This is a genomic window from Paenibacillus periandrae (assembly GCF_022458865.1).
Lineage (GTDB): Bacteria > Bacillota > Bacilli > Paenibacillales > NBRC-103111 > Paenibacillus_S > Paenibacillus_S periandrae.
In genome coordinates this window covers 45,391-69,591 of the sequence record NZ_JAJNMU010000003.1, presented here as the reverse complement: position 1 = coordinate 69,591, position 24,201 = coordinate 45,391, and the positions used below count along the sequence as shown (strand labels likewise).

16 protein-coding genes are annotated in these 24,201 nt (G+C 38.0%); 5 read left to right on the top strand and 11 right to left on the bottom strand.

What is annotated here, in order from left to right; translation table 11 throughout:
• Positions 1-890 precede the first annotated feature (890 nt).
• Positions 891-2,111, top strand: a complete 1,221-nt coding sequence (locus tag LRL21_RS05250) for an IS256 family transposase (protein WP_240414715.1) — start codon at positions 891-893, stop codon at positions 2,109-2,111.
• A gap of 163 nt (positions 2,112-2,274) precedes the next feature.
• On the opposite strand, the gene LRL21_RS05245 is transcribed toward LRL21_RS05250, so the two are convergent.
• From LRL21_RS05245 to LRL21_RS05220, 6 genes are read right to left on the bottom strand one after another with little or no spacing between them, the layout of a single operon-like run.
• Positions 2,275-4,230: a hypothetical protein gene (locus LRL21_RS05245; protein WP_240414714.1), complete on the bottom strand. Its 1,956-nt coding sequence runs from the start codon at positions 4,228-4,230 to the stop codon at positions 2,275-2,277.
• 33 nt (positions 4,231-4,263) lie between these two features.
• Positions 4,264-5,145, bottom strand: a complete 882-nt coding sequence (galU, locus tag LRL21_RS05240; protein ID WP_240414713.1) for a UTP--glucose-1-phosphate uridylyltransferase GalU — start codon at positions 5,143-5,145, stop codon at positions 4,264-4,266.
• 14 nt (positions 5,146-5,159) lie between these two features.
• Positions 5,160-9,251, bottom strand: a complete 4,092-nt coding sequence (locus LRL21_RS05235; RefSeq protein WP_240414712.1) for a glycosyltransferase family 2 protein — start codon at positions 9,249-9,251, stop codon at positions 5,160-5,162.
• A gap of 2 nt (positions 9,252-9,253) precedes the next feature.
• Positions 9,254-10,270, bottom strand: a complete 1,017-nt coding sequence (locus LRL21_RS05230) for a class I SAM-dependent methyltransferase (RefSeq protein ID WP_240414711.1) — start codon at positions 10,268-10,270, stop codon at positions 9,254-9,256.
• A 17-nt stretch (positions 10,271-10,287) separates the two neighbouring features.
• Complete coding sequence (locus LRL21_RS05225; protein WP_240414710.1) at positions 10,288-11,589, bottom strand: ABC transporter ATP-binding protein; 1,302 nt, start codon at positions 11,587-11,589, stop codon at positions 10,288-10,290.
• Positions 11,590-11,612: 23 nt separating this feature from the next.
• Complete coding sequence (locus LRL21_RS05220) at positions 11,613-12,422, bottom strand: ABC transporter permease (RefSeq protein ID WP_240414709.1); 810 nt, start codon at positions 12,420-12,422, stop codon at positions 11,613-11,615.
• Between the two features lie 579 nt (positions 12,423-13,001).
• Between LRL21_RS05220 and LRL21_RS05215 the strand changes: the two genes are divergently transcribed.
• The 4 genes from LRL21_RS05215 to LRL21_RS05200 all read left to right on the top strand — a co-directional run bounded on the left by LRL21_RS05215 (position 13,002) and on the right by LRL21_RS05200 (position 19,607).
• Positions 13,002-15,116: an O-antigen ligase family protein gene (locus tag LRL21_RS05215; RefSeq protein WP_240414708.1), complete on the top strand. Its 2,115-nt coding sequence runs from the start codon at positions 13,002-13,004 to the stop codon at positions 15,114-15,116.
• Positions 15,117-15,297: 181 nt separating this feature from the next.
• A complete protein-coding gene (locus LRL21_RS05210; protein ID WP_240414707.1) occupies positions 15,298-16,953 on the top strand; it encodes an S-layer homology domain-containing protein in 1,656 nt (551 codons plus the stop codon).
• A 203-nt stretch (positions 16,954-17,156) separates the two neighbouring features.
• Entirely contained in the window at positions 17,157-19,025 is a 1,869-nt protein-coding gene (locus LRL21_RS05205; protein ID WP_240414706.1) for a hypothetical protein, read from the top strand.
• A gap of 72 nt (positions 19,026-19,097) precedes the next feature.
• Complete coding sequence (locus tag LRL21_RS05200) at positions 19,098-19,607, top strand: hypothetical protein (RefSeq protein WP_240414705.1); 510 nt, start codon at positions 19,098-19,100, stop codon at positions 19,605-19,607.
• A 118-nt stretch (positions 19,608-19,725) separates the two neighbouring features.
• On the opposite strand, the gene LRL21_RS05195 is transcribed toward LRL21_RS05200, so the two are convergent.
• The 5 genes from LRL21_RS05195 to LRL21_RS05175 form a co-directional block, all read right to left on the bottom strand.
• Positions 19,726-20,529, bottom strand: a complete 804-nt coding sequence (locus tag LRL21_RS05195; protein ID WP_240414704.1) for an SDR family NAD(P)-dependent oxidoreductase — start codon at positions 20,527-20,529, stop codon at positions 19,726-19,728.
• A 237-nt stretch (positions 20,530-20,766) separates the two neighbouring features.
• Complete coding sequence (gene groL / locus LRL21_RS05190) at positions 20,767-22,404, bottom strand: chaperonin GroEL (protein WP_240414703.1); 1,638 nt, start codon at positions 22,402-22,404, stop codon at positions 20,767-20,769.
• A gap of 174 nt (positions 22,405-22,578) precedes the next feature.
• Entirely contained in the window at positions 22,579-22,860 is a 282-nt protein-coding gene (gene groES, locus LRL21_RS05185; RefSeq protein ID WP_076235489.1) for a co-chaperone GroES, read from the bottom strand.
• 232 nt (positions 22,861-23,092) lie between these two features.
• A complete protein-coding gene (gene tatC / locus LRL21_RS05180; RefSeq protein ID WP_240414702.1) occupies positions 23,093-23,854 on the bottom strand; it encodes a twin-arginine translocase subunit TatC in 762 nt (253 codons plus the stop codon).
• A 36-nt stretch (positions 23,855-23,890) separates the two neighbouring features.
• Entirely contained in the window at positions 23,891-24,181 is a 291-nt protein-coding gene (locus LRL21_RS05175) for a twin-arginine translocase TatA/TatE family subunit (RefSeq protein WP_240414701.1), read from the bottom strand.
• Positions 24,182-24,201 lie beyond the last annotated feature (20 nt).

The window sequence follows — 24,201 nt, the reverse complement described above, 5'->3', positions numbered from 1 at the left end:
TAATAATATGCAAACGTATGCCAGAATAAATAAGCACCATCTAAATTCAACACTTATAAAAAGGTTATTTAATGAATCAGAATAAGTAAGGTAAATTCGTTTGTTCGCAAGTAATTTATTAAAACATCTTATAAGTAGTATAAACAATAAAACAAAAAAACAAATAAATAGTATGATAAATATGTAATCAAGATCTTTAAAATAATCGAACCAAATGATACTTCCAACAACAATGTCTGAATAAGACTGTTTATAATGCTCAAAAAAATGATACAATCGCTTTGATAATATAAAAGAAGTTACTATACTTATCAAAAATGAACAATACAAAACTAAATTTGTATTTGGAATCCACCTTTTCAGCATTATTATGTAGTCACCTTTCAAATATTGAATTTGCTAGACTAATTAGCTTGAAAGAATCATAAGATATTTGCTTAATTGTTTCCAAATCGCTTCATTTACTCGCAGTTTTTGTCAAGCTAGTTGTCATAGCCTCCAAATATATAGGCTAAGAAGATCAAATATAATCGGTTAATGTCTAGCTGTCTCCCTTCAGGGTTTCTTCTAAAGTCAAGTAGCAGATGCCCTTTGACTATCTTTAATGAATATGTGTGACACACTTGCATCCGGCACAAAAAATGACGATGTGGACGATCTTAGAAGATGTTCCAGTCGTGATTCAGAAAATTTCGATTTGAGCTATATTGAATATGACATCAGCAGGCAGAAGGGATGCCACAGGAATAGGACATCTCCTTTAACTCTGAAATTGTGGCGTCATAACCACCAATTTCACCAAAAGAATTGATGTCCTGAGTCTGTAAAATAGATTGTGTAAACTCCAAAACCTATTAAAATGAAAGAATAGGAAAGGTAGGGGAGCACACATGGGATTATGGACCAAACAACAGCTTCGTCAGTTCATAAAGGAGAATAAGCTGGTCACCGCGCAAGATGCACAAAACGCCTTAAAGGATCTATTTGCTGAAACCCTGCAGGAAATGCTGGAAGCGGAAATGGACACCCAGTTAGGCTACGACAAGTATGATACGAAGAACAAACAGACCCCGAACAGCCGTAACGGTAAAAGCAAAAAAACCATCACGAGCGAATACGGCGAACAAGAAATTCAAGTCCCGCGGGATCGCCAAGGCGAGTTTGACCCCCTCGTTGTGAAGAAACACCAGTCCAATGTAACGGGCATTGAGGACCAGATTATTGCCATGTACGCGAAGGGAGTCAGCACGCGAGATATCCAGGACCACCTGGAGCAGCTGTATGGTATTGACGTATCGCCGACGATGATCTCCAACGTGACCAACAAAATCGTTCCCCTCATTAAAGAGTGGCAAAACCGTCCGCTGCAAAGCGTCTATGCGGTTGTTTTTCTGGATGCAATACACTTCAAAGTCAAGCAGGACGGACATATTGTGAATAAAGCGGCCTACATGGTCATCGGCATTGACTTGGATGGAAACAAAGATGTCCTTGGGATGTGGATCGGCGAAAATGAGTCCTCCAAGTTCTGGTTGACGGTCTTAAATGACCTGAAAAACCGCGGCGTGCAAGATATATTAATCACCTGCGTGGATAATCTCACGGGTTTTTCCCAAGCGATTGCTGCCTGCTATCCCCAAACGGAGATCCAAAAATGCATCATCCACCAGATCCGAAATTCCACCCGCTTCGTGTCGTACAAGGACCTCAAGAAGGTAACGGCCGATTTAAAACCGATTTACAAAGCAACAACTGAGGATGCAGCCTTGCTGGAATTAGACCGTTTTGAAGAGGTCTGGGGAAGTAAGTATCCACTGATCATCCGATCTTGGCGCACGAATTGGGACGAACTCGCAACATTCTTCAAGTACCCACCCGAGATTCGAAAACTGATCTACACGACCAACATCATTGAAAGCTACCACCGCCAGCTCCGAAAGGTGACAAAGGGAAAAAGTATCTTCCCGACCGATGAAGCGTTACTCAAGATGCTTTATCTAGCCACGATGGACGTCACCCGAAAATGGACAGGTCGCGTACAGAACTGGGGCCAGATGCTGCTCCAACTCTCGGTTTTCTTTCCCGAACGTATCGGACAGCATTTGCGCTAAATTCTCGAAATTTTCCCCCTCGGGGGAAGGTCTGTAAAAGAGTTTACATAAAAGAGTTTACACAAAAGATTTGACAGACCCGATGTCCTACTTCTATCCCACCACTCGACGAATTTCAAAATCAATTGAAAACCACTGGAATGTTTTTGCATCACACAAGTTATTAATTCTTATAAATAAGTTGAAAAACTATATCTTCTTCTTTTCTTTGTTTATTAATAATTGCTTCACCCTGAGGATATATCGATGGGGCACTTAACTGTAAAGTTAATGGGGTTGCTACTTCATCTACTAAAGGTAGTACAGTGAAACAATAATTTTTATTTAAAGAGTCAGGTATAGGATCAAAATTTATTTTCACAAAATCATTATCTTTAATAAATGAATTATCTAGTATTGATTCTCTTATTGTTTCATTACAACCTCCATCTTTTAATATTAATTTATACGGTGTCTTTATTTGTTTCGTAAAAGTTGATACATACAAATTTATACCGGTTAATTTATTTTCAAGCGATAAAAAGCTTTGTGTGAACTCATTATTCCTCGTTAGCGGTCCAATATGATTATTGTTCAATGGCTTTAAATTTAAATCAATAGTATGAAAGCCCTTGGAGAATTTATCCGTCTTAATCTCAGACGATAATTTTGCTGCATATTCATTAAATAGAAATGCCGTAGCTACTAAAAAAACGAGTGAAAATATATGTTTTTGTTCTCTAGTTAAGTTATCTAAGAAAAATAAAAATATTAAAATCAACAAACTAACACTCATATAAACATATCTACCTATAAGTATGTCCCAAGACTGAGAAATAGTAATGTAACATATAAGTGCAATATTAGAGAAAAAACCAATACTAGTAAAAACTTTGATTATATTCTTTTCTTGATATATATTTTTGAAATTAATAATTAGGTAATAAATAACAGATAACAATACTACTATGATCAAACCGCTTATAAAATCTGTAATCCAAATATTTAATCTAGAGAGTATAGCTTCCTGAGGATTTATAAATGTCGATAATAATCTAGGGAAGTTTTGGATTATATAATAAATGCCGTATTTATCATAATTAGGATTCACAGCTGGTTGCTGCATGTTCTGCACAATTATTCCCGCTGTTAATTGACCATAATGAAGATAATTGAAAATAAACCATGGCAAAGTGATTAAAAATAAAAAGAGCAAGTAAAAAACAATATTCTTATATTCCTTTTTCAAAATTAGAAATATAATTATTAACGGTATAAAAAAAACTGTTGTGGAATGGGTAAGTACTAGTATTCCAGAAAATAAACCCAAAACCAATATATGGGATTTTAAATTTAATTTTTTTATATATGTATATTTAACAATAATAAACAAAAGTAAACTTGCAATAGGAAGTAATAAGTGCAGATTACTAACTGTTGTCATTCTTAGTAAGATTCCTGGAGACAAAGAAAAAAGCAAAACAATAGAAAAAAACAAAAAGTCACACTTTTCTATTAGTTTCAATTTTACAATTTCGTTATAAATTTTATTCACAAAATAGATCGATATTAACAAATACAGTAATCCTAAACATCTTAACCCATAAAATTTAAACACTATATTACCAATTAGCAATTTGTATACAATAGCTGAAGTAAAATAATATAATGGTGGTTGAAAAGCCTCATAGTGAACCCCACCAAAACCGATTTTTGAAGGATCAGTCATTGATTTTAAAGGATAAACATGCTCTGCCATGGCTAAAATTTGATTTGAAATAAGATCATAAACTAGAGGCATTTTATAGTTCTCAGCTATGAATTGAACCACAGCAAAATGAGCACCCTCATCTATTGGTGAAAAATATGGTAATCCAAATATATATATTACTCCTCCAATAAAGGTTACCAAATAAATAGTATTAAATCTAAGTAGTGAATAACACAATAAAATTAGAATTGCTATGAAAAATGTTATAATAAAATATTCATCAGTTTTTAAAGTAAAATATGTCAAATTAATATTATTGATTTTATTTGTAAATAAATTAAATATATAATAAACAAATCCAGATAAGAACAATAAAAAAGCAATTAATTTATACCGAACACTGTTAAAATTCAGATTCATCAGATTCATACTAAATAAATACCCCTTTTTTGAGTCGTAGATTTATAGCTTCCTATCCTTCTTTTTCAATAAATTTTCCAAATAATTCAATAATTCATCTTTTAATTCCTTGTTTTGTAATGCAAATTCAATATTGGTTGTTAAAAATCCAAATTTATCTCCTACATCATATCTTGTACCATTAAATTTATAAGCAAATACACTTTGAATTTTTGTTAGCACCGATATTGCATCAGTTAACTGAATTTCTCCACCTACGCTAGTTTCTTGGGCTTCTAAAATGGGGAAAATCTCTGGAGTTAGAATATACCTGCCCATGATAGCTAAATTAGAAGGAGTAACTTCTTTTCGTGGTTTTTCAATTAAATTAGAAACCAAATAAAGAAAATCATTAATTATTTCTCCATTTATTATTCCGTACCTCGACACTTCTTCATAAGGAACTTCTTTGATGCCTATAATTGAAGCTTTACGTTCCTCAAATTTTTCAATCATTTGCCTAAGACAAGGTGTCTCGGCCTGAACGATATCGTCTCCAAGCAGTACTGCAAATGGCTCATTACCAATAAACTTTCTTGCACACCAAACAGCATGCCCCAGTCCTTTTGGCTCTTTTTGTCTTATATAATGAATATCAACCATATTGGAGGATTTTTGCACTTCGCTTAATAACTTATATTTTCCATTCAGCATTAAATTATGTTCAAGCTCAAATGAATTATCAAAGTGATCTTCTATCGCTCTTTTACCCTTTCCCGTTACAATAATTATATCTTCAATGCCCGACTCAATTGCTTCTTCTACAATATATTGGATTGTAGGTTTATCGACAATCGGTAGCATTTCTTTAGGCATAGCTTTAGTAGCTGGCAGAAATCTTGTCCCAAGTCCCGCCGCTGGGATAATTGCTTTTCTTATTTTCATATATCCTCCTAATATCAAATCTTCAATCTAAAATCTCTATGTTCTAACGATAGGTTAACATTATAATATGGATCATTAAAAAGTGAATCTCCCCATCTATCCTGCATAAATGCAATCTCCTTATAAAATCTCTCCCGCTTAGTTGGAGTATCCTCTAGTCCGCGAGATTTCGATTCATGATGGTACAATTGGACATGAGGTAAACAAACTATATTGTATCCTTTATTTCTTATACGAAGGCAGAAGTCAATATCGTTAAAAGCTACTTCTAATTCTTCTTCTAATCCGCCTACCTCAAAAAACACTTCTTTCCTAACCATTAAACATGCTGCCGTAACAGCTGAATAATTGTTCACTGTTTTGAGCTTAGAAAAATAACCTGGACTATTAATATCTGAGTGCTTATGACTATGATCTGCTACTCCACCTATTCCTAAAATTACTCCTCCATGTTGGATGGTATTATCAGGATACAATAAAGTTGCTCCAACAGCACCAATAGAAGATCGAATTGCCTGCCCTGCCATCTCTTCAAGCCATGTTGGAGTAATTACTTCTATATCATTATTCAATAACAACAATAGCTCACCATCTGCTATTTTTGCACCCTCATTATTAATCATAGAATAATTGAAAGGGATATCTAAAAGATGGACTCGAAATTTGCGAGATTCCTTAATTTCCCATTTTTCAAAAATTTCCAAAGTTTGTCTTTCATCGCTTCCGTTATCAATTACAATAACTTCGAAATTTTGATAAGTCGTTTTCTCAAATATTGAAATCAAACATTGATCTAGTATTTCACCCATATTTCTTGTAGGAATGAGAATAGAAATTTTGGGGTTATTCGTTGGTCTATGATGAACAGTATATACGTTGGGAATTTCAGAACGTTCAACCCATCCATCTATTCCTCTTCTAACAATAGCATCCTGCAGAGATTTAAACCCTGCATCTTTCGTATAATCTTTCGCAGCACCACTAGATGCAGTAGATTGAGGAATAGTCCTCCAATGATATAAGATTTTTGATATATGAAAAACTCTATCAGTTATTTCAGTAATTCTAAGGGCAAGGTCATAATCTTGACTTCCCTCATATCCTTTTCTAAATCCTCCAATCTGCCTCACCAAACTTGTTCTATAAACACCCAAGTGACATACATACATATGCGATAAGAATGTATCTGGGGACCAATCCGGCTTGAAATATGGAGAATGTCTTTCCCCCTCCATACTTATTTTATCTTCATCACTATAAATCATATCCGCGTCATGATAAGAATTAAGGAGTTTTACATTTTCAAATAAAGCGTTAACTGCCAGCTCATCATCATGATCTAATAAAGCTATAAATTCACCATTTGCAATGTCTAAGGCTGAATTTGACGCTTCAGAAATGTGACCGTTCTTCTCTCTATAAACAACTTTAATTCTTTCATCTATTTTCTCATACTTTTCAAGTACGCTACGAATGTGTTGCTTTGGAGATGCGTCATCTGCAATACATAACTCCCAGTTAGAATATAATTGATTGCGTACAGAATCAATACATTTAACTAACCATTCTTCATCAACATTGTACACAGGAACAATCACAGATATGAGAGGCTTATAATGGAAGGTATCTATTTCTTTAAGAATATCAAGGCGTTTGTCTTCTGTTAAAGCTAGAGCAAGAAGCCAAGTCTGATAATCTATCGAATTATTATCAAAATCATTACCAACCAAACTATATTTAATCTTAATCCAAACACCCTTCAGCCCTTGATTTTTAAATATAGCCCAAGTCTTTTTAATTAAAGATCTGAGGGTTAATATAGAAAAGCCTCGTTGTTTAATAAAATTCATTACTGATTTCATAAAAACATTGACCCGTGTTATCTTAAACATGCTTATTGATTCAAAGGAGAAATCAGCTTCTCTGTCACCCGTATCAAGACGTAGACTTTGTGTTAAAGGACTTATAAACATAACCGCTTCCTGAATTTTATTCTTGCCATTTTTTAAATGCCCAAAGATGTGGCTATTGGTTTCCGAGAGACCCTGTCCCTCATCCCAGTAAATTTTTAAAGGAAGATTTACATTACTGCTGGAGGTCCAAGTGATTTTCACCCATCCAGTAGGGATTCGACCTTCTAATATGAAGTAAGGGTCACTACCTATACTCTTCCAACTATAAGGTTCAGAGTTTTCAAGCAGATCATTTACTGGTATCAATTTAAATGAGAACCGTTTGCGAATAATGATATGAAGGATATCTTTAAACTTATGGATTATTCCCCCAAATTTACGCAATGGTAAGGTTACTTTCCATGATAGTGTGTTTTTAAGCACCTCATTTTCATTTTTAAATTGTGTCAATTCTTTATGGTCTTCTTCTAGTTTAATCTTCGTTATTTTCAGTTCATTATTAGACTCTTCTAGTTTAATCTTCGTTATTTTCAGTTCATTATTAGACTCTTCTAGTTGATTTTTCGATTCTTCCAAATCACCCTTCAAAATAGTTTTTTCGTTAAGATTTATTTGATGGGAATCTTCATACATTTTTATTGAATCCACTAAGGTTTTTAAATTCTCAAGTGCCCCAATATATACGTTATTTATTTCAGCATAATTTTGATTCAATTGTAATAATTCACTTTTAGTATCATTTAAATCTCTCTTTAGTAATAAAGATTCGGCTGCTTTCTGTTCCAATGTTGCTATTATTACTGAAGATATATCATTAATATATTTCATTTCTACCAATATGTTTATCTTGCCTTTGCTTGTCACTTTCTTTATTTCATCAGGAAAATTTACAATTATTTGAGGATCGTCATTTAAAGCGACAATATTGTAAAAACCATTATCCGTATCTTCTAATTGATATAATCCATTAGTTGTGATCAACTCTTCAAAATTAGTTTCATGGTTTATTTCATAAATGATATGATCATCTACGGTTAAACTAAGGGATTTTATAATTATTGAACACGGTTTATTACTGGGATCCAGCCTGAAAAAAGTACTCATTTCAGGAATTTGAAATTGGAATAGCGAGAAATCATTTTGTTCAACTAGCCCGACTTTTCTAGAGTTTTCCTCCAAAAAAAGATTATCGTCAGACCAAAAAAGCTGCGAATAATAAGGGTAGTTATGCTCTATTTGTTCCGGTAATTGTATTAAATCAGTAGCATGAACAAGCTCCAGATACTTCTCAGAATCAGCTGTATTTGCTATCCAAAGTTTAAAATAATCAAGAATTTTCTTCCTATAGGAATCATAATTTTTCAAATAATGATTTTCGGTAAATACTTTTTGAATGATCCATATTTCATTCAAAAAAGATAATAGATTTAAAAAATTGCTGTCCAGCCCTTTTAGCGATAGTTTCTTTTTATAATTATCTAGTGATAACCTATCATCCCAAAAGTCATTACGAAAGATATCTATCCACCAAAAATGTGTTTTTTGACTCAAATCAAAATCAACTAAAAACACTTTATTCTCTCGATTAACAAGTATATTATTTGCATTGATATCTCTGGATGTAAGTAATGGTCTTTGAATCAAGATATCTAAATCTTTATTGATTTGTTCTTTTAGCCTTAATATCAACATTTGTGGTACATTAAAATTCTCTGCTGTTTTTGTAAAAGCATCTAATTGTTTCAGTTCAGTAGCTAATAAATTTTCATCATAAACTTCTTCTGAGTTTTGTATTATTTCATTGAACACTTTCTCGATTAAGGTTATTGCATTATCTGTTGTCACTTCATTATTAATTATCAACTCATGAACTGTACTAACATTTAAAAGAAATTCTTCAACGATAAAAATATTTTCATTATTTTTATAAACTCCGAAAATCTGAGGTGATGAAAAATTATTGTATTTATTAAATTTTTGTTGTGTTTCTATTATTAAATCGACATCAAATATACTCTCTTTAGGCAACCTTTTAACTGAACACAAAGGACTATTATTTTTGTAGATAAAATAGCGTCTACTTTCTGCATGCTCATTCCTAACGCCGTCACTTATTTGTAGATTTACTACAATAGAATCTAATTCCGATTCTTTACATAAGCCAGCATACATAATTGCTTTATATAATTCCATAATTAGCCCCTCTTACGTATAATAAATCCATATGATGGACAAAATTTTTCTGCTACTTTATTTTTAGCTAGTAATTTATAAATTTCATTTAACTCATGGTTTTTTCCATATGATTGTCCATTAGTTCCTATATGTTCCAACGAAAGTAACCCCTTTTTTAATTCTTCATTGATTAGTCTTAAATCCACCATATGTCTAATAAGTTTATAGTCAGGAAAACATCCATATACTCTTTCTAGTTCAAGACCAGATTCAGCAATCATATCTTTATATTCCTCTAAACTCCATGTCTTAGAAGGAAGTTGTTTACCTGTAGTGTTAGTCTGAAAGTTTGCTTCTGCCTGCTTTTCTCCCAAAAAAGTATGATGGATAAGCCCTGTATGATCATCTTCGGCCCCAAGAATATATTTTAGGCCCAAACTGTTCTCAATTCCGATATAGACCAATCCATCTGGTTTCAAAAGCCTGTTCGCTTTTTTAAGGGCTTCAATTTGAACATCTCTAATCGAAGTACCTTCTTCTCGACCTACACCTATCCATTCTAATGAGCCATTAAAGATAATAGTATCAAATATATTCTCATTAAATGGAAAGCTCAAGAAATTCCCTTGTACATACTGTAATGAAACTGATTCTTGGTTGGCAATACTTTTAAGTATGTTGAGCCTATTATAGGTTAAATCAAGTGCAACTGATTTACCATAACGCCCCAAAGGAATGCACACCTGTCCCCAGCCCGAACCAACATCTAAATGCAAGCCATTTTTAGGAATATCGAGCACATCCAGAAATAAGGAACGGCCAGTGTCCGTAATAATCTTATAGAGCCAAGGTGAATGATCTTGAAAACTATCTGCAATAACCTCTCTCCAGGGTCTATCACTCATCATAGAGACCATTTCGGCTTCTTTTTCACTGCTTAAGTCGGCATATTTACCAGTATAATTATGTTCTACCGCAAAATTGTCCGATAAAACTTCGACTTGGCTGCTATCATTAATAAGCTCTCTAATATTCATTATTTCACCTTGTTCCTTTATTTCTGCTGTTTCTCGAGGTGGCTGATCGTAATTCTGGAATCAAGATTAGCTATACCAAAGCTGCGATCACTACCCCGTGGCAAAACCTTTATTTCTATGGCATCATAGCGTCTGTCAAGAGGAACAATTTCTTCTTTTAATAACTCTACAAAACCAAAGGAAATAAAATAAATCCCAGGAGCTAGTGCCATTTTATGCTTAAATTCTACATGAATAGATTGATTGGGTTGAAGAGTTTCAAAAGGATAATTCTGAAAATAACTGTTTGTCCCATAAACCTCTAAACCTTTAACTGATTTGATTGTTACCGCATAAATTGGTTTAGTAATTTCTTTCCCTGCTGTTATATCCATTGATATAGTGACTTCATCACAGGTAGTCATCATTTCTATAGATTTTCCTTCTGCATCCGTTATATCGACGTTATCGATAATTCCTTCCCCATTACCATACCTGTATTCTTTACCATCTGTTTTACGTTGGTCCTCATCGTTAGCATTTGCGCCTTGAAAGCTATTAACTTCCTCTATTTGCTCCGTATTCTCAGCTAATTCTGAATCAGCGCTTGAGAATAATATCTTGGTGTATTTGTTAACAATATCATTTGGTGTTCCTTGATCTAGAAGTGTCCCTTTATCAAATAATAAGCATTGATCACAGAACTGTCTTATGGATTGCAAATCATGTGTAACCAATAGAATGGTAGTACCCGATTCCTTCAAGGAATTTATTCTTTCGAAGCATTTTAATTGAAATCGACCATCACCCACAGCCAATGCTTCATCGACTATCAATATATCAGGATCTACACTTATAGCAACAGCAAAGGCCAGTCTGACATACATCCCGCTTGAATATGTTTTAACTGGTTGATCGATATAATCACCAATATCTGCAAAGGACGTAATATCGTCAAATCTTTTTTCCATCTCGGTTCTGCTAATGCCAAGTATGGCTCCGTTCAAGAAAACATTCTCTCTCCCAGTAAAATCAGGATTAAAACCACTACCCAATTCGAGAAGAGCAGCAACCCGTCCATTTACATTAATATCGCCTTCTGTAGCTTGAAGCGTACCAGCGATTATCTGCAGTAAAGTACTTTTACCTGAACCATTCCTTCCAATAATACCGACTGTTTCGCCTTTTCTTACCTCAAACGTTATATTTTTTAAAGCTCTAAACTCTCTATAATATTGCCGATTTCCTCTGAAAATAGACTGCATTAAACGATCTTGTGGATTATTATATATTCTATAGGTTTTGCCAACATTGGTAATACTAATTGAAACCTCTCCCATAAAAGGACCTCCATTCAAAAAAGCTAGATGACATCCGAGAAACCTGATTTCGTCTTATTAAACCATATATACCCTAAATAGAAAACGACAAGTCCAATAAGCATCTCTATGCCCCAAACGTTCCAATCAGGTAACTGACCCCAAATCATAACCCTTCTCATATCTTCGACTACATAACCAACCGGATTAAAATAATATATGAATAGCAAATCTTTAGGTATTGCGGTCACGGGGTAAAATATTGGACTGAGTAACATGAGTGCTTGGACCGCTATCGTTATGATCTGGGCAATATCTCGCAAATATACCCCTAATGAGGATAACAGCCAACCAAAACCGAGAGACAATAACATAAGTGGACATAACACCAGAGGAATAAATATTAAAGTCCAATGAACAGCATGCATAAAAATACCAATACATGCAATTAGTATACACATACTTATTAAACTAGTGATTAATGCTGAGCCCAGTGCCACCACCGGCAGAATCTCCAAAGGAAATACAACTTTCTTTACGTAATTGGCATTACCAAGTATTAGGTAAGGAGAGCGACTGATTACATCCCCAAATATACTAAAAGTTATTAATCCACAAAATATAATAATGGCAAATTCAATTTTACTATCACTTGCAGTACCCCACTTTGCATTAAAAACCTCACTAAAAACAAAAGTGTATACAGCAAGCATAAGTAAAGGAGTAATAAACGACCACATAATCCCAAGAATCGATCCTTTATATTTGGATATGACCTCTCGTTTGGAAAAGCTTTTTATTAATTCTCTATGCCTCCAAAGATTTTTCAATATGAAGTATGGATTTAAAAACATTGCGCAACCAACCTATCTTAGATTTTATTTGAGTTACTTTTTAAGATTAAGAGAAAAGTGTCGGAATTTGGTAATTTTTCGTTCCAATTCAGCATTAATCTTACCAAATATACGCTTTTATTACTAGCTACAAAATTTTCTCAACTAGCATGGATTTTAATAACATTCATATCCATGCTATATTTATGGTAAAATATAAAGAATTTCGTTTATAGAAGGAGAATGGTAATGTCTTATAGAAATGCAAACAATTTGCCTAAGCATCTTGAATCGAGCCCAAATACGTCCATATTATTTTGGATACTTATGGTCTTCACCACTCTCTTTCTATTCTGGGCCCCCTTCCAGAAAGCCCTATTCAACGGAAACACCTTTGATTTCGAAAGACCCTTATACAGTTCATTCATATGGGGTTCCATTATTCTTTTTTTAGTATCTATCTACTTGTTTTATAACTGGAAATTCAAGCATTCCTCAGATCTACTAACCTTAGCTATATGGTTAATACCCTTAAGTTTTATTATCTCATTAGTTTCCGCCGCATCATCTTACTTCGCTGTTAACATCATGTACATTCAAATGATCTATACCATTTTCTTCTTACTTGGGATTTACATTAGTAGAAGTGACCTTGGTTTAACTATCTTACGAGGTGCTTTATTCGCCTCAGGTTACTTTGTTGTAATTTTCGGATTGTTTAACTGGTTTGGTAACAAAGAAGGCATATATAATGTTGTCAAGTGGTTCGCTGGCGACACGTCGGGTCTTGATTTTTATAGGGATGCGATTATGACAGATTCCAATGGACTTCGTCTTACATCAGTGTTTCAGTATGCGAACTCCTATGCTGCTTTTCTTATTGCACTTCTACTGTGCACTTTATATCTGACAGTGACTTCAAAAAAATGGGTATTTACACTTCTTCATAGCTTTATGACTGTAACCATCATTGTTTCCTTTTTCCTTACGCTTTCCAGAGGTGGGCTCGTTATTCTGCCGGTTGTGTTATTATTGATTCTTCCCTTTTTAAAGCCTTATAAACAAATTTTGTTTATTATTCATCTATTCGTATCATTTATCGTTTCCTTTCTAATTTTAAGCAAAGTAACAACAATAGGAATTGAGCTTAGTAAGCAATATACATCTTCACTTTCTATACAAGGGTGGTCAATTTTAATCGTTGCTGCTTTAATTAGCGCTGGAATCTCCTTTTGTATACAGCATTATGCATCAGGTATCATTGAGAAGAGATTGGCAAAATTCGAAAATAAACGCTTCTCTAGTCTTATTATACCTCTGACAGCTTTAATTATAGGTACGACCGGTGTAGTCCTTATCTTTCAAGATACCGGATTTACCAGACTTCTGCCTGAGAATATCAAAACCCGTTTAGAAAATATTAATTTCCAGCAGCATAGTGTACTGGAAAGAGGAACTTTTTATACCGATGCAATTAAGTTATACAAAGATTATCCTATTCTCGGTGCAGGTGGTGGTGCTTGGTCCGCACTATATGAAAAATATCAAAATAATCCATATGTTAGCCGTCAAGCTCATAATTTCTTCCTTCAGTATTTAGTTGAAGTAGGGGCTCTTGGTTTTATTATATTGTTGTTAGTTATTGGAGCGACATTATATTTCTTTATCACAAAATTTATCAGAAACAAATTCGAAACAGATGAATCCCGCTTTGTCTTTTATATTGTCACAATTTCGTTACTTATTCACAGCATGATTGACTTTGATTTAAGCTATGTATATTTAGGAGTTCTAGTATTCTTATCCTTAGGAGCAATGGTTTCAAAGGTTGATATCGGGCAATTAAGTACAAAATGGAGTGTAATCGAGAAATATCGTTGGATTTATCCTTCAATTCTACTACTCATCTCCTTGATTATGTTCTTTAATTCTGCACAGTTACTAAACGCTAACACAAATTTTAGAAATGCTGTGTCCATGGCTCAAGAAAATAAAAATATCAATGAAGTGTTTGTTCCTTTAAACAATGCTCTAAATCAGCATCCCAATCATCCTGATTATGCATCCTACAAAGTTGATATACTCTTACAAGCCTACAATCAAACTAAAGACGAGAGATATTACAATGATGCTGTCAATTTAATTCAATCTGCTCGCAGCAAAGAACCGTTCAATCGATACTTAATTGAAAAGGAAATTTACACATTAACGATTAAAGAGCAATTGCCCCAGGCTTTAAAGCTTGTCGATACTGAAACCGGTAATTTCCCATGGGATATTTCATTGTATGAAAAAGCAATATCTCTTAACTTTGATTTGGGAAACAAAGCTCGAGTTGATAAAAATAGCACTTTAAAAGATCAATACTGGAAGCAGGCGATTGAAACATATAACAAGATTCAAACCAAGACCAAACAACTAGAATCTCTCCCTAAGGAACAAGCACAAGGTCGCGCATTTGGATTAACCAAGAATATCGCTTTAACATTAGGCCAGATCTATTATATTAACGCCAACTATTCAGCGGCTGAAGGCTTCCTCAAGTTCGGATTAACGGATCAGTTTGATGATCAGAACAATTTACAAATGACGAGATGGTATTTGGCCTCCTTACAAAAGCAAAATAAAACGGATCAACCCCTATATGACAAGCTCATTGCCAAGGATCCCAAAGAACGTGATGAGATAAATAAGCTGGTCAACGCAACTTTCTAACACGAATTACGTCCTATTATTTGGAAGCCATGTTTTTTAACAAAATACTACCATAGCTAGCTATTAGATGGTAAGATGTAGATTGTATTTTCAATAATACACTAAGTATTTTTATTCTGATTTAACAAAGGCACCAGCCTTGTTATAATACATTCTTCGCTGGAAGGGAGGTGAATCGAGAATGGCGAATTTGAATTTGCAAGACCTTACAAACAGAGGAACAAATAGGAGGAATACTGTGTTAAATCGTACTTTCGTTAAAAAAATATCTGCAATGCTTTCTTTAATACTCATTATTGCAATTATGGTCCCAGTATTGGCATTTGCAGCAACAGTAGGATTCAGTAGTGTTACATATAATAATGGGACTGTTTCTGGAACCGTATACTCAGATGTTTATGCTGATGGTGTAAGTAAAGCTGTTTATGTTAGAATTAATGGTAACAATGTATTACTAACTACTACTAAAGCGACATACAGTGTTTACAACAACAACTACCTTTACACTTTCTCACAAAGCATATCCAACTCTTACACTCAACTAAGTGTTAACTCTGCAGTTTATCAGGGTAATACATCTGTAGTTGAATCAGCTTACCAAACCGTAAATAACACTACTTTTATCGGTAGTGGTAGCAGCGGCGGTAGCAGCGGTGGCGGTGGCGGTGGTGGCTCCAGTATTAGTAACGGTGTAATCTCCGTTTCGAATGATGGATTCGTTGATTCCAATACTTTGTCTACTGCTTTGACTGCTGGTGACATTACTTTGAAGCTTTCCGGAACTGTTGCTTTGATCCCTGCTTCTGCTCTGGTAGGAAATGGATCTAAAACAATTACAGTTACTAACGATTTCGGTACTTATGTTTTGCCTGTTTCCGTTTTCAAGCTAGAAGACCTGGCTAAAGCATTGGGTATTGAAGTTAAAGATTTGAAAATTAAAGTTACCATTGCAAAAGCTGACGCTACTACATCTGATGCTGTTAAAGCAGCAGCAACTGCAGTAGGCGGAACTCAACTGGCTGATGCTGTTGACTTTAATGTAGTTGGTATTGACAAAGACAGCAAAACAACAACGGTTGATTTCGGTAAAACTTATGTTTCCCGCTCCGTTAATGTTTCCAAAGCTGTTGATGCTTCCAAAACAACAGGTGTTTTGTACAACGAAACAACGAAGAAAGTAAGCTTTGTTCCAGCTACTTTCACAACTGTTGATGGTAAAAACGTAGCTAACATCAAACGTAATGGTAACAGTATCTATACTGTTGTTGAATCCAACAAAAGCTTCGCTGACGTTGCTTCCCATTGGTCCAAAGCTGATGTTGAGCTTCTTGCTAACAAGCTGGTTGTAGAAGGTTCCACAGATACAACTTTCGAACCAGAACGCAACATCACTCGTGCTGAATTTGCAGCATTGGCTGTTCGTTCCCTTGGTTTGACTTCTGCTGCACCTGCTAGCACATTTAAAGATGTGAAATCGGATGCTTGGTATGCTAGCGCAGTAGCTACAGCTACTTATGCAGGCATTATCAATGGCTACGAAGATAATACATTCCGTCCTGATGCTCAAATCACTCGTGAAGAGTTGGCTGCTATCGTGATTCGTGCGATGAACTATGCTGACATCAGTACTAATGTACCAGATCCACAATCCGTATTGAGCAAATTCAAAGATTCCAACAAAATTGTATGGGCTCAAAAAGAAATCGCTGCTGCAGTAAACGCAGGTATTATCAATGGTTTGACTGATGATACAATCGGTTCCGCAAGCAAAGCTACTCGTGCACAATCTGCAACGATGCTGAAGCGTTTCTTGGGTACAGCTCGTTTCATTAACTAGTTTTGAACAAAAAGACTCGATACTTAGGTATCGGGTCTTTTTTTACATACCTAAAAGATAAAAATCCAATATATCCTCCCCCAATCAGTCTAAGGCTTCGGGTTACTTTCCGGCATGCAATCTATCATTTAAATAAATTTTATAAAAGTATTTTTCCCCTATAGTATGCTATCATAAAGATAGAAGTTTTATTGGGGAGGATTATGATGTTAGAACATGCCAATGTCAAAAGTAACGCTGTAAAAAGCCCCTCAACGGATCCATTTTCACCTATTCAGCAGCAGCCCAGCATGATGGCTTCGACGCAAGGTAGCCCCGTTCCCAATCGGGCTTTAGGATTTTCCAATGAAAACATGATACATATGCAGCGCACTGTCGGGAACCAGGCTGTACAACGGATGTTTTCATCATCAACCCGTACGGGTAGCCCGACCATTCAACGCGCGGTAGCCGCGGCTGCACCAGAAACAATTGCTGAACCTGCCGCTGAAGTTGCAGTTGGAGCTCCAATAGCTGCTCCGGCAGCCGTTGTACCTGCTGAGGCCACTCAAGTTGCTGCTTCCGCTGGAGCTCCAGCTATGGCCGCTCCTACTGCGGTATCGGCTGCTCCTGTTCTTGCTCCCGCTGCTAGCGCACCAGTTGAGGCAGCTCAAACTGCTACCCCAGCTCCCGTCTCCGTTGCGGCTCCAACAGCAGCAGCAGCTACTGGACCTATTGCTGCACCCGCACCCGCCGCTGAGGCCCCTTCTCCAGCCGCACTTCCTGCACCAGCAAAGGATTTAAAGAAGTATCACAACTATAATGTAGTATTTGAATGGTTTAAGGGACGTGCGGAAAAAGAAAAAAAGGCGGGATTATTCGGATATTTTGATGATTTGACTACCGGAGAAAAGATGTCTGCCATCAAAACCATGTGTGGTAATGATCGTACCCCAACTATTGATAAGGCCAAAAAGACGATGCTCACAGGCGTCTTCACCAAGACAGTGGACTGGGACCGTTTCTCAGAGATTTGCCGGGAAGCCAAGGCCAAGAATATTACTAACTACAATGCTGATCAGGCACGAGACTATGCGGGCTATACGGCAATCGTAACCTCAGCGGCTACGAGCGGGGTATCCGGTACGGCCACTATAAGCAATACGCTCGGGGCCGGTGGCGCCCTTTCGGTTGCCAATGCAGTTGCACCGGCAGCAGGCGTACTGAGCGGAGTGGCTTCCGTATCGCAAATATATAATGCATCTGAAAACTATGATTCAAGCTTGTCTACTGCTGGTAAAGCACAAATACTAGGATCAGAAGCTTCAGGTGGAGCAGCTGATTTGGCCCGTTTCACTGCGGGTACGGTTAATGGTGTCAGAACCTACGGTGGAATGGCTGCCAGCGGTGCGGCTACAGCTGCCGCTGGTGCAGCAGGTGTTGTTGGAGGTGCGGCTTACCTCGCTGGCGGAGTTGCCGGCTACGTAGAAAGCAGCAGAAACCAGAAGAAGCTGGCGGAGCTTGAGAAAGGCTTCAGCGCTAAGGGAAGCACAAGTGAAACCGAGCAAGCTAAACAACATCAGAGGGATTTAGGTCTGGCTGCCAATCTGGGCGGATCCACCCAAACTATTAATAAAACCAAGAGCGCCGTAACTGCCGCCAAAGGAGCGCTGATGATCGCAGGAGGCGCTGTAATGATCGCAGCTGCCTTGTCTCCAGTCGGTCCTATCCTGCTCGCAGCAGCCGCAATACTCGGTGGAATCGGGGCTATCGTCAAATTTTACAAAAAATCCAAACGAAAGGAATCCTTTGTCGACAAAGCCCTGAACATTGATCAAGAAATGACCAAGCCGGAGAATGCAGGACTTAGTCGGGAAAAAGTACGTCAAGGTGTGCTAGAGGCACACGGCTTCAACAACGTAGGACAATGCTATAACCAACTCGTAACCGATCTTGCTTCTATGCTCTATGAAGGTGGGGTTGCAGGTCAGGATGATGAGGCCAAATCTGTTATTGAAGGTATCGGACTCGAGGTCAACCGACTAAAGAAAAAACCAGGCAAAGATTTGATCGCCAAAAAACTGCATACTTAATTCACTTAATTCATTTGAGACAATCGCTTGTCTGTTCTTTCAAGGACCAGCCTATGTATGGAGGTAATACTTATGGCAGCTGCTACTGATTTTACGGATTCATTTCTCCGCCAATTCCAACAATATTATATGAAGCTCGACGTTCATAACCACTGGGCTGAACCAACAAATGAATCGCCTTATCCTTCTTTGATCTTGCGTTTTGATGAGATCGGCGAACGCTTCACGATTATTGATCTGGAACTTTGCTTCCTTCCGAGGATGGAGTCGTTCACCGAAGAGGGAGTTGCCATCTTACAAACATTTGCTGTACTAAGAAACAACGTCCCTCCCTCAACCTATACCAAACTGCTTGCAGAAACAGCGAAAATTAATATCCAGCTGCCTCTTGGTGGGTTTGGCCTGTTTACAGATACGGGTGTTCTTTATTTTAAACACAATACGATCCTGCAACGCGACTGGCTTAGCAGCTCACAAGCCATAGAGCATTTGGACCGCCAAAATGCGCTTGTTCTTCATCAGCTTTACTTATTTACTGATCAGCTGCTGAATATTTCCGAAGGGCATGAAAGCGGTCGATAAATCCACCTGCAAAGGCGTGTAAGTAACTCAGTAAGACAGCAAACAAGCCTCTTCCATCACGGCACCCTGTGGTGGTGAAGCTTGTTTACTTGTCGTTCTATCAGCTCTCAGGCTCCGCTCATTGAACTGTGGTGCCTCCATCCACTTGAATGATTTGTCCAGTAATCTGGGTAGCGTGATCACTTGCCAGGAACACGGCCACGGCCGCTGTATCTTCACCCGTTTGCAGACGGCCAAGTGGTAAGGTTTTACCTTTTTCAATTAGCCAGTCTAGATTATTCCCATTCAAAGCCTGTACCTCAATTTCACGCTCAGTCGCTACCCATCCCGGATTGATGGCATTGACCCGAATCCGGTCACTGGTTAAGGCTCGAGCCAAATTACGGGTTAATGTCGAGATCGCTCCCTTGGAAACCGAATAGGCGAACAGCTCAGGTGATCCGACTGCTGCATGACTTGAACTCATATTAATAATCGTGCCGCCCCCACGTTTCTTCAACCAAGGTGCTGCCGCCTGGCACATCAAAAAGACTCCCTTAACATTGATCGACATCACACGATCCCACAGCTCTTCAGTCGTATCGAGCATCATACTGCGTGGATAAATGCCTGCATTATTGACGAGAATATCCAATCCACCAAAATGCTCTTCAGCCTTGCTAGCGATTCTCTGTGCGTCCTCGGACAACGTAACATCACCTTGAACGAAAATGACGTTTAATCCTTCCTCAACCAACGCCTTGGCTGCATCCTCTCCTTGATGACTCATATCTGCGATGATGACGCTTGCGCCCGCACGCGCCAAGCCCTTAACGATACTGTATCCGATGCCGCTTGCACCTCCGGTAACTATGGCAGCTTTATTTTCCAATGGTAAATACATCGTACACCAATCATCCTTCCGTATTTTTTGCTGATGCATCTGGTGATGCGTCCTAACATCAGTCTAGCACCAAATGATCCGAATTGGGAATCAGAATCGTAGAAATACAAATCCAATCAAGTTACCCTACTCAATACATTCTGAAGTATATAAAAAGAGACCTTTCACAAGTTCATTGAACTCATAAAAGGTCTCCTTTGGCATATGGATGCTTGCAGCCCGGATATCCCTGCAAAAGAATATCAGGCTGCAATATCATAGCAGTTGGGTCGCTTCTTAGAAGCCGCCCATTCCGCCCATGCCACCCATTCCGCCCATATCAGGCATAGCTGGTTTGTCTTTTTCTGGTTTGTCAGCGATAACCGCTTCAGTAGTTAAGAAGATAGCTGCAACGGATGCAGCATTTTGCAATGCGGAGCGTGTTACTTTCGCCGGATCTACGATACCAGCGTCGAACATGTTCACCCATTCGCCAGTTGCTGCGTTGTAGCCAATGCCTACAGCTTCTTTTTTCAGACGCTCAACGATAACGGAACCTTCTTGACCAGCGTTAGCTGCAATCGTACGTACAGGCTCTTCAAGAGCACGCAGAACGATGTTTACGCCAGTTTGCTCGTCGCCATCATTGCTTTTTACAGCAGCTACAGCCGCATATACGTTAACAAGAGCAGTACCACCACCGGATACGATACCTTCTTCAACAGCAGCACGAGTTGCGTTCAAAGCATCTTCAATGCGAAGCTTGCGCTCTTTAAGCTCGGTTTCAGTAGCTGCACCAACTTTGATTACCGCTACGCCGCCTGCCAATTTAGCCAAACGCTCTTGCAATTTTTCTTTATCGAAATCGGAAGTTGTTTCTTCCAATTGGGAACGGATTTGGGAAATACGAGCGCCAATGTCTTTCTTGTCGCCAGAACCGTCAACGACGATTGTGTTTTCTTTCGTTACACGAACTTGACGAGCGGAACCCAATTGATCCGGTTGCGTCGATTTCAGGTCAAGACCCAGTTCTTCAGTAATTACTTGTCCGCCCGTTAATGCGGCAATATCCTGAAGCATAGCTTTACGGCGATCACCAAAGCCTGGAGCTTTAACAGCTACGCAAGTGAATGTGCCACGAAGACGGTTAACAACCAAAGTTGCCAATGCTTCGCCTTCAACATCCTCAGCGATAATAACCAATGGTTTACCTTGTTGAACTACTTTTTCAAGCACAGGCAAAATTTCTTGAATGTTGGAGATTTTTTTGTCAGTGATCAAGATGTACGGGTTTTCCAAAATAGCTTCCATTTTGTCCGTATCAGTGATCATGTATGGGGAAATGTATCCACGGTCGAATTGCATACCTTCAACCACTTCAAGCTCAGTTGCGAAGCCTTTGGACTCTTCAACTGTAATTACGCCGTCTTTGCCCACTTTTTCCATAGCTTCAGCAATCAATTGACCTACTTCTTCGTCAGCAGCGGAGATAGCTGCAACTTGAGCGATTGATTGTTTGCCTTCGATAGCTTTGGAAATGTTTTTCAATTCTTCTACAGCTGCTCTAACCGCTTTGTCGATACCTTTACGGATAACCATTGGGTTCGCGCCTGCAGTTACGTTTTTCAAGCCTTCACGAATCATCGCTTGAGCCAATACAGTTGCAGTTGTTGTACCGTCACCAGCAACATCATTGGTTTTGGTAGCTACTTCTTTAACCAGTTGAGCACCCATGTTTTCGAATGCATCTTCCAATTCAATTTCTTTAGCGATTGTTACACCATCATTGGTGATTAACGGGCTGCCGAATTTTTTTTCAAGAACAACGTTACGACCTTTAGGGCCCAAAGTGATTTTTACTGCATTGGCAAGCGCGTCAACACCACGAAGCATTGCGCGGCGAGCATCTTCACTAAATCTGATATCCTTAGCCATTGTGTGAAACCCTCCTGAAATAAATGTATTTGAACAACGTTCCGTTTATCTTCACAAGAAACATCAGATACCTTCTCAAGAACTGAATCATGAATGTGTACTGATGCTATAAGTAAAAGCCGGCTAAATTCGCATTAGCAGCTGGTGGTAGTCTATAAGTATAGGATCTCCTAATTACTCGATAACGGCAAGAATGTCGCTTTCGCGCAATATAAGAAGCTCGCGTCCTTCAAATTTCACTTCAGTACCTGCATATTTCGAGAAAATGATGCGGTCGCCTTCTTTAACTTCAAGCGCAACACGCTCTCCATCTTTCAGTACGCCACTGCCTACCGCTACAACTTGACCTTCTTGCGGTTTTTCCTTAGCAGTTTCAGGCAAGAAGATTCCACTTGCTGTTGTTTCCTCTTTAGCAATGGCTTCGATAATTACGCGATCACCTAACGGTTTGATCATGAGAAAATGTCCTCCTTTGAAATATGGTTCTGAATTTTTAGGTTACTGTTAGCACTCGAATATGTTTAGTGCTAACAACACTTATTATGATAATCAGTTTCGTAACATTTTGCAAGTTTTTTTAATTAATTTACACAACTTCATCATTGTATCCTATGAGATTGTTATTATACAGCAGCACATTCAAGAAAAAAACCACATTTGCAGCTCCATTCCAGCTGTAAATGCGGTATTATTTGGGACCGTATTCCTCTTCCCATTCCTGATCCTTGATCAGCTGCTTGCGGTATATAGATCCAGATAGCCACACACTGACCTCATAAAGCAAAATCATCGGCAGCGATACGACCACAGCGGAAATCAGGTCTGGTGGCGTGATCATCGCAGCAACGATTACAAGAATCATATAGGCATAACGGCGTAATTTGTGAAGTCTTTTTGGATTAAGAATGCGCAGCTTGGTAAGAAACATAATAATTATCGGCAGCTCAAAGATCAGCCCGATTGGCAGCAAAATGTTGAACATAAACGTAAAATATTGTGTAATCCCATAGGTTTCGTTGATGTCCAACCGTCCGGAAATTTCCGTAGTAAATATAAATGCCATTTTAAAAACGACAAAATAAGCAAAAGCCAAACCGATCAAAAACAGTAGAAAAGCAAGCGGGATAAAGATCAGTGAAGCCTTCTGTTCTTCAACACGCAGACCCGGCTTGAGAAAAGACCATATTTGATACAAAGCAAAGGGTAAGGTGACAATCAGACCTGTAACCAATGCAAAATTCATATACAGCTTGATAGGATCCCATGGAGAAAAGGCGTTCCAGGCAATCCCTGATGCAGGGGGAACATTTTTTAGATACAGGATTAGTGGCTGTGCTACGATAATACCAATCACCATGCCACCTATTAACACGAGCAGCACCCAAATAATCCGTTTGCGCAGCTCGCCAAGATGCTCGACCAAGGACATGCCTTCATCATTATTCGTCATGATTCACCAACTTTAGCTTGTTGTAGTTACTCCTGTTTAATCCGGAAGTCTTCGGGAATCCTTTTGTTGCGTACTTGCTTGTGGAGATGGCTGTACCACAGGCTCCTGTTGACTTGCAGCTGCTGGAGCAGCCGATTGAGAAGGAGGTGTAACGTCCTTCCGTCCTTTTTCAGGCTCGGATTCAGTGGCAGCACTCATCAGGTCGTTGGCACCGTTTTTAAAATCACGCAGCGTCTTGCCAATGGCACGACCCAGCTCAGGCAGCTTGTTCGGACCGAACAAAATCAACGCCACAACTGCAATCAGCAGGATATGGGTAATACTCATGTCGTCCAGCTCCATTTCTT

What these genes read in the sequence shown, in the direction of transcription:
- LRL21_RS05250 (WP_240414715.1), top strand. Translation starts at nt 891, where the DNA reads ATGGGATTATGGACCAAACAACAGCTTCGTCAGTTCATAAAGGAGAAT.
- LRL21_RS05245 (WP_240414714.1), bottom strand. Translation starts at nt 4,230, where the DNA reads ATGAATCTGATGAATCTGAATTTTAACAGTGTTCGGTATAAATTAATT.
- galU (WP_240414713.1), bottom strand. Translation starts at nt 5,145, where the DNA reads ATGAAAATAAGAAAAGCAATTATCCCAGCGGCGGGACTTGGGACAAGA.
- LRL21_RS05235 (WP_240414712.1), bottom strand. Translation starts at nt 9,251, where the DNA reads ATGGAATTATATAAAGCAATTATGTATGCTGGCTTATGTAAAGAATCG.
- LRL21_RS05230 (WP_240414711.1), bottom strand. Translation starts at nt 10,270, where the DNA reads ATGAATATTAGAGAGCTTATTAATGATAGCAGCCAAGTCGAAGTTTTA.
- LRL21_RS05225 (WP_240414710.1), bottom strand. Translation starts at nt 11,589, where the DNA reads ATGGGAGAGGTTTCAATTAGTATTACCAATGTTGGCAAAACCTATAGA.
- LRL21_RS05220 (WP_240414709.1), bottom strand. Translation starts at nt 12,422, where the DNA reads ATGTTTTTAAATCCATACTTCATATTGAAAAATCTTTGGAGGCATAGA.
- LRL21_RS05215 (WP_240414708.1), top strand. Translation starts at nt 13,002, where the DNA reads ATGATCTATACCATTTTCTTCTTACTTGGGATTTACATTAGTAGAAGT.
- LRL21_RS05210 (WP_240414707.1), top strand. Translation starts at nt 15,298, where the DNA reads ATGGCGAATTTGAATTTGCAAGACCTTACAAACAGAGGAACAAATAGG.
- LRL21_RS05205 (WP_240414706.1), top strand. Translation starts at nt 17,157, where the DNA reads ATGATGTTAGAACATGCCAATGTCAAAAGTAACGCTGTAAAAAGCCCC.
- LRL21_RS05200 (WP_240414705.1), top strand. Translation starts at nt 19,098, where the DNA reads ATGGCAGCTGCTACTGATTTTACGGATTCATTTCTCCGCCAATTCCAA.
- LRL21_RS05195 (WP_240414704.1), bottom strand. Translation starts at nt 20,529, where the DNA reads ATGCATCAGCAAAAAATACGGAAGGATGATTGGTGTACGATGTATTTA.
- groL (WP_240414703.1), bottom strand. Translation starts at nt 22,404, where the DNA reads ATGGCTAAGGATATCAGATTTAGTGAAGATGCTCGCCGCGCAATGCTT.
- groES (WP_076235489.1), bottom strand. Translation starts at nt 22,860, where the DNA reads ATGATCAAACCGTTAGGTGATCGCGTAATTATCGAAGCCATTGCTAAA.
- tatC (WP_240414702.1), bottom strand. Translation starts at nt 23,854, where the DNA reads ATGACGAATAATGATGAAGGCATGTCCTTGGTCGAGCATCTTGGCGAG.
- LRL21_RS05175 (WP_240414701.1), bottom strand. Translation starts at nt 24,181, where the DNA reads ATGAGTATTACCCATATCCTGCTGATTGCAGTTGTGGCGTTGATTTTG.